The 9,869-nt window shown below is 74.1% G+C and carries 13 protein-coding genes; 3 read left to right on the forward strand and 10 right to left on the reverse strand.

Features of this window, described 5'->3' with window-relative positions:
- Nucleotides 1–38: 38 nt before the first annotated feature.
- Both GA0070603_RS07035 and GA0070603_RS07040 read right to left on the reverse strand, forming a co-directional pair.
- Nucleotides 39–1,310 carry a cupin domain-containing protein gene (locus tag GA0070603_RS07035; RefSeq protein WP_091308925.1) on the reverse strand — a complete coding sequence of 424 codons (1,272 nt, stop codon included), beginning with the start codon at nt 1,308–1,310 and terminating at the stop codon, nt 39–41.
- An 8-nt stretch (nt 1,311–1,318) separates the two neighbouring features.
- Nucleotides 1,319–1,609: a hypothetical protein gene (locus GA0070603_RS07040; protein WP_091308928.1), complete on the reverse strand. Its 291-nt coding sequence runs from the start codon at nt 1,607–1,609 to the stop codon at nt 1,319–1,321.
- Nucleotides 1,610–1,882: 273 nt separating this feature from the next.
- Between GA0070603_RS07040 and GA0070603_RS07045 the strand changes: the two genes are divergently transcribed.
- Together GA0070603_RS07045 and GA0070603_RS07050 are read left to right on the forward strand one after the other, a co-directional pair.
- A complete protein-coding gene (locus tag GA0070603_RS07045; RefSeq protein ID WP_091321650.1) occupies nt 1,883–2,620 on the forward strand; it encodes a PIG-L deacetylase family protein in 738 nt (245 codons plus the stop codon).
- A gap of 9 nt (nt 2,621–2,629) precedes the next feature.
- The gene (locus tag GA0070603_RS07050; protein WP_091308932.1) at nt 2,630–3,466 is read left to right on the forward strand and encodes a DUF72 domain-containing protein; all 837 of its coding nucleotides are present in this window, start codon (nt 2,630–2,632) and stop codon (nt 3,464–3,466) included.
- Here the strand turns inward: GA0070603_RS07050 and GA0070603_RS07055 are convergent.
- Nucleotides 3,423–3,851, reverse strand: a complete 429-nt coding sequence (locus GA0070603_RS07055; protein ID WP_091308935.1) for a DUF2267 domain-containing protein — start codon at nt 3,849–3,851, stop codon at nt 3,423–3,425. The genes GA0070603_RS07050 and GA0070603_RS07055 overlap by 44 nt on opposite strands.
- A 355-nt stretch (nt 3,852–4,206) precedes the next feature.
- On the reverse strand, nt 4,207–4,818 hold the full coding sequence (locus GA0070603_RS07065; RefSeq protein WP_208862832.1) for a hypothetical protein: 612 nt from the start codon (nt 4,816–4,818) through the stop codon (nt 4,207–4,209).
- 121 nt (nt 4,819–4,939) lie between these two features.
- On the opposite strand from GA0070603_RS07065, the gene GA0070603_RS07070 reads away from it, so the two are divergent.
- Entirely contained in the window at nt 4,940–5,494 is a 555-nt protein-coding gene (locus tag GA0070603_RS07070; protein WP_091308945.1) for a TetR/AcrR family transcriptional regulator, read from the forward strand.
- An 11-nt stretch (nt 5,495–5,505) separates the two neighbouring features.
- On the opposite strand, the gene GA0070603_RS07075 is transcribed toward GA0070603_RS07070, so the two are convergent.
- The 6 genes from GA0070603_RS07075 to GA0070603_RS07100 form a co-directional block, all read right to left on the reverse strand.
- Nucleotides 5,506–6,375, reverse strand: a complete 870-nt coding sequence (locus tag GA0070603_RS07075) for a DUF72 domain-containing protein (protein WP_091308948.1) — start codon at nt 6,373–6,375, stop codon at nt 5,506–5,508.
- Between the two features lie 45 nt (nt 6,376–6,420).
- Complete coding sequence (locus tag GA0070603_RS07080; protein ID WP_091308952.1) at nt 6,421–6,819, reverse strand: TraR/DksA family transcriptional regulator; 399 nt, start codon at nt 6,817–6,819, stop codon at nt 6,421–6,423.
- 245 nt (nt 6,820–7,064) lie between these two features.
- Nucleotides 7,065–7,694, reverse strand: a complete 630-nt coding sequence (locus GA0070603_RS07085) for a nucleoside/nucleotide kinase family protein (protein ID WP_091308955.1) — start codon at nt 7,692–7,694, stop codon at nt 7,065–7,067.
- Between the two features lie 104 nt (nt 7,695–7,798).
- Nucleotides 7,799–8,407, reverse strand: a complete 609-nt coding sequence (locus tag GA0070603_RS07090) for a winged helix-turn-helix domain-containing protein (RefSeq protein ID WP_091308958.1) — start codon at nt 8,405–8,407, stop codon at nt 7,799–7,801.
- A gap of 302 nt (nt 8,408–8,709) precedes the next feature.
- Nucleotides 8,710–9,291 (reverse strand): winged helix-turn-helix domain-containing protein, encoded by a 582-nt coding sequence (locus GA0070603_RS07095; RefSeq protein ID WP_091308961.1) that lies wholly within the window; start codon nt 9,289–9,291, stop codon nt 8,710–8,712.
- Between the two features lie 51 nt (nt 9,292–9,342).
- Nucleotides 9,343–9,834 carry a rhodanese-like domain-containing protein gene (locus tag GA0070603_RS07100; RefSeq protein ID WP_091308963.1) on the reverse strand — a complete coding sequence of 164 codons (492 nt, stop codon included), beginning with the start codon at nt 9,832–9,834 and terminating at the stop codon, nt 9,343–9,345.
- Between the last annotated feature and the right edge of the window lie 35 nt (nt 9,835–9,869).

The raw sequence follows: 9,869 nt of genomic DNA on the forward strand, positions 1-9,869 counted from the left end.
AGGCGGGAGCCGGGGCCGAGGGCGCGCGGCGGCGGGCGTCAGGCGGGGGTCAGGACGGCTTCCTTCAGGAGGCGGCGGGTCAGGGTTACGCGGTCGGCGTCGTCGTCCAGGCCCGGGAGGTCGCCGATCCGGGTGACCTCGCCGGCCAGCAGGGCGCGCACGGCCGGCTCGCAGGTGCCGGGCAGGGTGACGGTGCGGTCGAACAGGCGCAGCGCCACCTTGCCGTCCCCGGTCGGGGTGAGCTGCCAGCGCAGGCCGGCCCGGGGTGCGACCCGGCTGTCCGCGTCGAGCGTGGCCAGCGCGGCGGCCTGGGCGAGGGGCCGGATCGGGGCCGGGCGGGCCGCCGGCCAGGCCCGGGCGCGCAGCCGTGCGGCCACCGCGGCGGGGTCGGCCCGCAGCAGCCAGTCCCGCAGCGCCTCGACCGTCTCGGTCAGCTCCGGCTCGATGGCGTCCGGGTCGGCCACGTCGACGCCGAACGGCAGACCGGCACGCAGCCGGGCGTCCTCGGCGGCCAACGCCAGCAGCTCCTCGACCAGGGCGTACCGGGTCAGGGCCCGGATGCCGACGGTCAGGTGCAGCGAGCTGGACTCCTGCGCCTGAGCGCTGTGCAGCCAGCCGCGCGGCAGGTAGAGCGCGTCGCCGGGTTCGAGCACCACGTCCAGCGCGGGCCGGCCCTCGGCCGTGGCGGAGACCTCGTCGGCCCGGCCGCCCCACGGCTGCTTCTCCAGCGGGTCGGGCAGCACCGGCGGGTGGATCCGCCAGTGCTTGCGCCCGTCGACCTGGAGCACGAACACGTCGTGGGTGTCGTAGTGGGTGGCGAAGCCCTGGCTGCCGGCCGGGGTCAGGTAGGCGTTCACCTGCAACGGCTGGGCCAGCGCGGCGCCCAGGTCGCGGGCGAAGTCGACAAGCGCCGGCCAGGTGCGGTGCAGGCCCTGGAGGACCAGGGTGGCGCCGTCGGCGTACAGGGCCAGGACCTTCTCGTCGAGGACCTGGTCGTCGATCTCGGCGCCCGCGCCGCCGCCGCCGGTGTACCGCGCCGCCGGCACGAGCTGGCCGTCCTTGGCGATCCGCAGGAACGGGGTACGCAGGCCGCGCCGGCTGAGCAGCTCGTCGGCGTCGGCGGGGCTGAGCAGGTCGGTGAAACCGGCCGGGTTGGGCAGCTCGGCCGCCCGGGACAGCAGCGGGCTGCGCCCCCAGTGATCAGCGGCGAACTTCGTCGGCTCGACCGCCACGCAGCGCGCGAGGGCCTCGGTCGCGGAAGACGGAACCGCCGGGCGGCCATGGCCGCCCGGCGGGTCGATGTGCGTCATGGCGATCGTCAGGAGGCGCTGCCGTCGGCGCCGCCGTCGCGCTGGCCGGGGGTCGCACCACCGTCGGCCGGGCCCTCGGCGCCGCCGTCCGCGCCACCGTCCTGCTGGCCCGGGGTCGCGCCGCCGTCGGCCGGACCCTCCGCACCCTGGTCGGCACCCTGGTCGGCGCCGCGCTCCGCGCCCCGGTCGGCACCGCCGTCGGCGCCACCGTCCTGCTGGCCGGGGGTGGCGCCACCGTCGGCCGGACCCTCGGCACCGCCGCCGCTGGTGGTCTGCATGTCGTCGTCGTTGAGTGCCATGGGTGCTCCCTCGGTGTGCCGCCCCGTCGTCGGGGTCCGTGTGCAGCGGGTGGTACCCCACGCCCGATCTTCTCTAACCACACCGTAGACGCCCGGACCCGGCCGCACGGATGGTTCGCCGGGCCCGGCGCGGGTCCCCTGTCGTGGCAGGTCATGGGGCTCACCGGCGCCGGCGGACGTGCCGGCAGGCGGTGCCCGCGGGGTCGCCGGGCGGCGGGCCGGCGCGTCCGGTGCCAGGATGGCGGGAAGGGAGCACGCGGGAAGGGGGTGGCCGTGGGGCAGCCGGAGCCGTTGACGCCGCTGGCCGAGGACTGGCAGCGGGCGCTCGCCGTGGTGGCCCACCCGGACGACCTGGAGTTCGGCGCGGCCGCCGCGGTGGCCCGCTGGACCGGGCAGGGCAAGCAGGTCGTCTACTGCCTGCTCACCAGCGGCGAGGCGGGCATCGACGGGATGCCGCCGGAGCGCAGCCGGGTGCTGCGGGAGGAGGAGCAGCGGGCCTCCGCCGCCGTCGTCGGGGTGGACACCGTCGAGTTCCTCGGCCTCCCCGACGGGCTCCTGGAGTACGGCGTGGCGCTGCGCCGCGAGATCGCCGCGGTGGTGCGCCGGCACCGCCCCGACATCGTGCTCACCAACAACTTCCGGGACACCTGGGACGGGGCGTACGCGCTGAACCACCACATCGCCTGCGGGCGGGCCACGCTGGACGCGGTCCGCGACGCCGGCAACCGGTGGATCTTCCCCGAGCAGCTCACCGACGGCGTACGGCCGTGGTCGCGGGTCCGCGAGGTGTGGGCGGCCGGCTCCCCCGAGGCCCGGCACGGGGTGGACGTGACCGCCACGTTCGACCGCGGGGTGGCGTCGCTGCGGGCGCACGGGGCCTACCTGAGCGGGCTCGGCGACGGCGGTTTCGACGCCGAGGAGTTCCTCGAGGGGCTGGCCCGGCCGGCCGGCAGCCGGCTGGGCGTCCGGCACGGCGCCGCCTTCGAGGTCTTCCGGATCGACCTCGCCTAGGCGGCCGGGATGATCCTCGTCGGCACGTCGGGCTGGCAGTACCGGGACTGGCGCGAGCGCTTCTACCCGGCGAAGCTGCCGCAGCGGCTCTGGCTGGAGCACTTCGCCGCGCGGTTCGCCACCGTCGAGGTCAACAACGCCTTCTACCGGCTCCCCGAGCGGGACACCTTCGTGGCCTGGCGGGATCGCACGCCTGACGACTTCTGCGTGGCGGTGAAGATGAGCCGCTACCTGACCCACATCAAGCGGCTGCGGGAGCCGGCCGAGCCGGTGGCCCGCTTCCTGGACCGGGCCACGGGGCTGGGCGACCGGCTGGGCCCGGTGCTGGTGCAACTGCCGCCCACCATGCGGGCCGACCCGGTGGCCCTGGAGGCGACGCTGCGGCTGTTCCCCGCCGAGGTGCGGGTGGCGGTCGAGCCGCGGCACCCGTCGTGGTGGACCGACGACACCCGGCGCGTGCTGGAGCGCCACCGGGCGGCGCTGGTGTGGGCGGACCGGCTGAGCCGTCCGATCACCCCGCTGTGGCGCACCACCGACTTCGGCTACCTGCGCCTGCACGAGGGCCGGGCCCGGCCGTGGCCCCGCTACGGCCGGGCCGCGCTGGCCACCTGGGTGCGCCGGCTGGCCACCGCCTTCCCGGCCGGCGAGCCGGCGTACGTCTACTTCAACAACGACCCGGGCGGCGCGGCGATCGTCGACGCGGTGGCCTTCGCCGGGCTGGCCCGGCGGGCCGGGCTGCCGGTCACCCGCACGCCACCGGCCCGCCCCGCCACGCTGGCGGAACGGGCCGGGAACGGTGTGGTCACGGGATCATCCGACCCAGGTCCTTCGGCATCGCCGACTTGACGTCCTCCCATTCGCCCTGGGTCACGTGCTTGCGCAGGGTGTCCAGCACCACCTGCACCACCCGCTCGGTACCGCCCTCCACGTCGTACGGGAAGCCCTGGCGGACCTCGTAGAGGAAGTCTTCGCGGTTCAACTTGATCGGCACGTTCTCCGGCTGCCACCCGTCGAAGTAGACGCCCCGCAGCAGCACCGGCAACTGTTGGGCGAACTCGACGCTCTGCCCCACCGGCATCCGGTCCCGCAGCAGGTGCAGCACCGTACGTATCGCCGCGTAGGACTGGTTGCGGCACTCCTTCGGCCAGCCGTACGCCGATTCGATCTCCTTGAGCATCACGTTCGTCTTGTCCAGCGAGGACTCGAACGCGGAAATCATCTGCTCAGCCATCTGCCCACCCCCGTGCGTCGGTTTCCCAGCGGCGGTCGTCGGTGCGCCCCGGCGGCCCACTGGGCCCCCGCCAGAGCCGGGTCGGGCTGAACCGACCGGGCCGCGCGCCCCGCCGGGGCAGGTCGGACCTGCCGACCACGTGCAGCACCCCGCCGCGACGGCGATCCGCTACGACCCGCACCGTCATGACCCCACCTCCTCCTCGGCCGCGCGGTCGTGTCGGTCGACGGACCGCGCACACCGTCCATGCTGCGCGGCGGCCGGGTGAGGCCGGCTCACCCTGTCCGGGTGAACCACCGGCCGGCGTCGTGCGGGCGGGTGAACGTGGTGACGCCGTGGGGAGGCGACAGTCGCCCTAGACCGAACCGGCGCGGGCGAGCTGCGCGGTGCTCTTCTCGCGGGACGGTTCGTCGCCCGGTCGAACGGAGGTCCACAGCCGCCGGATGAGGATCGGACCGATCACCCAGTAGCCGAGCGACGTGTAGAAGCCGGGAAAGCCCAGGTCGCCGGAGACGGCGTCGTAGACGAGGTGGCCCACGGCGTTGCCCATCGCGCCCATGACGGCGAAGAACCACGTGATCAACAGTGGGACCCGCCATCCGCGGTAGATGGCGATGCCACCGACGGCGAAGGCCGCGTACGAGATCATGTTGATCCAGACGAACATGGTGAGGCTCATCGGGTCCGCCCCGAAGACCTCGGTCGGCCAGCGGCGGTTGAACCCGGCGGTGAACTCCTCGGCGAAATGGACGAACTGCCAGGCGAAGGCGAGCAGGTAGATCGGGAGCACCTTGGCCGGATCGGGAGCCCGTCGGTTCGTGGTCGCCAGGTGGGCGAGGTACGCGAGGACCATCGCGGGGATGAAGGTCAGCCACAGGGCCAGCCCCGGTGAGAGCCAGGCGAACAGGCAGATCAGTGCGAGAGCGACAACCCCCGCCGCAACGGCGTTCCTCCGGGTCTCGGTCATGTGTCCTCCGGGTTCTGGGCGCGGCTCCACGATGGAGCCCACAATGTTTGCCAACAGCGTTGGCATATTGATGGTAGGCACCCCAACGGCGTTTGCCAACACTGTTGGCTAGACTGCGGTGATGGCCTTCACCGAACGGTCCGCCCGGGCGCGGGCCGCCATCCTCGCCGCGGCGGCGCGGAGGTTCGCCGATGACGGCTACGAATCGACGACCGTCCGCGCGATCGCCGCCGACGCCGGAGTGGACCCCTCCATGGTGATCCGATACTTCACCAGCAAGGCGGACCTCTTCTACGCGGTGGCCGCCGCCGAGCTACCCCCGCTCGACATGCCGGCCAATAGCGCCGACTTCGCCGCCACCTACGCCAGGACGTTCGTCGACGTGTGGGAGGACGGCGGCCACGCCCTGGCGAACCTGTTCCGCGCCGCCCCTACCCACGCCGACGCCGCCCACCGACTGCAACAAATCCTCGACCGGCAGCTGATGCCGTTCTTCCGGGAGTCCTTCCCGGACCGGCCGGACATCGACCAGCAGGCGGCGCTCGTCCTGAGCCAGACCATCGGCGTCATCTACTGCCGTTACCTGCTGAAGATGGAGCCGCTCGCCTCCATGAGCAGGGACACGCTGGAGCAGGCGATCAGCGGCGTCATCCGGCACCACCTGGGCGAGGCGTGACCCGGGCGCGTTCAGTCCCCCAGCAGGGCCTGTAGCTGCTGCCCGTTGCGCTGGGCGTAGTCGCGGTAGCAGTTGTTCATGAGCACGTGGGTGCTCTCGGCCTCGCCGGCCAGCTCGCACAGTTTCGGCGCCCAGTCGCGCAGTTCCCGCTTCGAGTAGTCGTAGCCGAACTTCTCGTGGATGTCCTTGCTGGTCCACTTGTCGCTGTGCCCGTGGAAGCGGACCACCGCGAGGTCCGCGGTGGCCGCCAGGACCGGGGGTACGGAGGACTTGTGCCCCTGCGGCATGTCCACGCAGACGAACGGCAGTTCGTGCTGGCGCAGGAAGCCCAGCGTCTCCTCGGCGTTGTCGCCGTCGAACCAGGAGGCGTGCCGGAACTCGAAGACCGGGCGCAGCGGGTCGCACCGCCGCGCCACCTCCAGGAGATACTGCTTGTTGTCCCGCCGGATGGTGAACCAGGGCGGGAACTGGAACAGGATGGCGCCCAGCTTGCCGGCCTCGACCAGCGGGTCGAGGGCGGACAGGAAGCGGGTCCACACCTCCTCGTACGCCTGCGGCGGCAGGTCGTCCGGGTAGACGTTCTTCTTCTCCGTCTCCGGGCGCAGGTCCTTGTAGAGCGCGGACACCCGGGTCGGGTGGCCGGTCAGCAGGCTGAACGCCTTGACGTTGAAGGTGAAGCCGGGCGGCGTGCGCTCCACCCAGAGCCGCGCGGTCCGCTCGGCGGGCGGCGAGTAGTAGGTGGCGTCCACCTCGACCAGCGGGAACTGCCGGGCGTAGTAGGACAGCCGCTTCTCCGGCGTGTCGGCCGTGGCCGGGTACCAGCCGGAGTCGAGCAGGGTCGGGTCGGTCCAGGAGGCGGTGCCCACCTTGATGTCACCCATCTGGCGAGTCCACCGCCATCCGGACCGACCGGCAACCCGTACGGCTCAGGCCGCCCGCCGCTCCCGGGTCTGCTTGCAGGTCACACAGGAGGTGGCGGACGGGAAGATCTCCAGCCGCTCCACGGGGATCGGCGCGGAGCAGCCCTCGCAGAAGCCGTAGGTGCCCTCATCGAGCCGGGTGAGCGCGTGCTCGAACTGGGCGCGCCGGTCCAGGATGGTGCGCAGCAGGGACTGTGCGGTGTCCCGCTCGGCGGTCTTGGTGCCGCTGTCGGCCTGGTCGTCGCCGGCGGTGTCGCCGACCTCGACGAGCCGGAGCACCTGGCTCTGCAGCACGGCCTGCTCGTACTCCGCGGTCAGCTCGTCGTACCGCGACGTCAGGGACTGCCGGATCTGGTCGACCTCCGCCTGGGAGCGGCCCGTGGCTGTCGTGTCGTGGACGAGCATCGCTGCCTGCCTTTCCTGGGGCCTCATACGGTTCCGGGGCGGCGAGCGCCCCGGAACGTGGTCCGATGGATGCGCGGGCGAGATCACCCGTGCCTTGTGAGCCGGGCGATTACCCGCCCGCTCCGCGGATCAAACCGGGGATTTCCGTGTTCTTCGTGGCCGTTCGTGCGCGCCTGTGCCGGTCGGACCGTGCCCGTCCCTGCCGGTCCGCCGCCGGTCGTCCGGAAGAGGGTGATACGTCCGGGTCAGTCGCGCTCGACCAGGGCGGGGTGCCGCGGGTCGTCGGCGCGGACCACCACGTCGGCGAAGGAGGCCGGGTCGACCTCGTCGGTGTACCGGGCGAAGGCCGGCAGGGTCCAGCGCAGCTCCGGGTCGGTCCGCCGGTCCAGGGCCGCCGGGGAGAGCACCAGGTGGACGGTGACGTCGAACGGCAGGCCGCCGCCGAGCAGCAGCGCGCCGCTGACCAGGACCACCCCGCCGGGCGGGAGGTCGACGTACGGGGCGCGGCTGGCCCGGTCGGTGGCCGCGTCCCACAGCGACGGGAGCAGCCGCCCCGACCCGTCCGGGCCGGCCGGGTCGAGCACCTCCCGCCGCAGGCCGGCCTCGTCGACCCAGCCCTCGTAGTACGCGTCGGGGTTGGTCCGGCCGTGTTCGAGGCGGATCGAGGCCGGCCGGAGGAAGTCGGCGGCCCGGACGTGCAGAACGGGGCGGCCGGCGGCGCGCAGCGGGTCGACCAGGGCGGCGGCGAGGGCGTCCGGCTCGGCGGCCGGCGGGCCGTCCACGGCCACCCGCAGCCGGCCGGGCACGGCGGCGTGGGCGAGGCGGTCGGCCAACTCGGTGCGGAGCAGCTCGGGCGTGATGGGGCGGACGCGCATCCGACCATCCTGCCCGGCGGGCGGGAGGGCTCACCACGCGATCCGCCGGGCGGTCGGGGCTCCGTCCGGAGAGGGATCGGCACGTGGCGGGCCGGACCCGGGCGTCAGCCGGTGCGGTCGATGGTCACCCGCGCGTCGTCGGCCAGCCGGTAGCCGACCCCGTAGACCGTGGTGACCAGCGGGACGTCCACCCCGACCTTGCCGCGCAGCCGGCGCACGTGCACGTCGACGGTGCGGACGCCGGCGTGCTCGTAGCCCCAGACGGCATTGAGAAGTTGCAATCGGGTGAACACCCGGCGGGGGTGGGCGACGAGGTGCAGCAGCAGGTCGAACTCCAGCCGGGTCAGCGGCAGCGGCTCGCCGTCGCGGAGCACGGACCGGGACGCGGCCAGGATGTGCAGGGTGGGGATCGTCGGCGCGAGCGGGCGCCCCGTGGAGCGGCCGGGCGGCGCGGGGTCGGGGCGGCGCTCCGTCGGGACGGCGCCGGTGCTGATCACGGCGTCGCCGCGTTCGAGCAGCTCACGAGCCGCGTCCAGGAGCCGGCGGGCGGCCGGGGTGAGCGACTCCTCGCAGGCCAGCGGGATGTTCAGGGTCACCGTGAGCACGGGGGCCGAGGTGTTGGCGGGGCGACGCTGGCCGCCGGGGGGACGACCCGGAACCGCGGGTTGGGACGTATGCCATCCGGCGCGCGACGAGGCGGGGCTGACCGACATGGTCCTCCTTGGCTGGTCCGGGTATCTCCCCACGGCCCGGGACGCCGCTTCATCGATGCTTCCCGGCGCCTGTGCGAGGGTCAAGGGGCGGCTGCGTTGCATGAATGTGACAATTGGCGAACACATCGCAGCCGCGTGCTCGCTCTGCGTACGAGGCCCGTTGATTACAGCAGAGCGCCGAGTTGACCCGGTACGGGGGGTCCCCGCCCGGTTCACAATGGCCGGTGCTAGCTCCGGCGGCGCGGGAACGTGAACGCGGCGCACCCGTGATCCGGGTGCGCCGCGTGCCGGCCGGGGCGGCCTCAGCGCTCGCCGTCCACCACGATGCGGGCCTCGTCGGCGAGGCGGTAGCCGACGCCGTACACGGTGGTCACCAGCGGCGTGTCGACGCCGAGCTTGGCCCGCAGCCGGCGCACGTGGACGTCCACGGTGCGGGCCACGGCGTGCTCGTAGCCCCAGACGTTGGCGAGAAGTTGCCGCCGGGTGAACACCCGCCGGGGATGTTCGGCGAGGAAGAGCAGCAGGTCGTACTCGATCCGGGTGAGGGTCACCTCGACGCCGTCGTGGCGGACCCGGCGGGTGCCGGTCAGGATGCGTACCGTGCCGGGCTCCTCGGCCCCGGCGGGCGGCTCCGGCGGCGCGGCGGCGCGGCGCACGTCGAGCACGGCGCGGGCGGCCCGGTGCTCCTCGGGCCGGAGCAGGCCCTCGCCGGAGGCGGCGAGCTCGTCCAGCAGGTCGACCAGCCGGGCCAGGCCGGGTGTCAGCGGGCCGGCGCCCAGGTCGAGGGTGATGGTCAGGGTCGGGGCGGTACGCGGCCGGGGCGGGAGGGCCCGGTCGGGGCGGCCCGGCCGGGCGGGACGGGAGGTGATGGCGACGACGGACATGGGGCCTCCTGTGCGGGCGGTCGCCCCGCCCCACCGGGTGCGGCGGGGCGGTCAGCGGGGCGCCCGGCCGGCGGTGACCGGGGGCGCGGTGGACGAGGGTCGGAGCGGCGGGGTGGGGCCGAGCGTGGGCAGGCCGGCGATGCGCCAGGCGGCGAAGCCGCCGGCCACGTCGGTGGCCCGGTGCAGGCCGAGGTCCTGGAGCGCGGCGGCGGCCAGGGAGGACGTGTAGCCCTCCTGGCAGAGGACGATCACCGGCACGTCGTAGTCGACGGCCTGCGGCAGGCGCGCCGCGCAGCGCGGGTCGAAGCGCCACTCCAGGACGTTGCGCTCGACAGCGAGGGCGCCCGGGACGGTGCCGTGCGCGGCGCGCTGGCCGGCCGGCCGGATGTCCACGAGCAGTGCCCCGCCCCGGACCGCCAGGTGGGCCCGCTCGGGGTCGAGCCGGCGCAGCCGGGCGCGGGCGGCGGCGAGGATCTCGTCGATGCTCCGCGAGCCGGGTGGCGGGACCGGACAGCTCTCGGTGCGGGTGGGGGGCTGCGCCATCGTGGCGTCCTTCCGTGCGACGGGTCTCGGGGACA

It is taken from the genome of Micromonospora chersina, assembly GCF_900091475.1.
Taxonomy (GTDB): domain Bacteria; phylum Actinomycetota; class Actinomycetes; order Mycobacteriales; family Micromonosporaceae; genus Micromonospora; species Micromonospora chersina.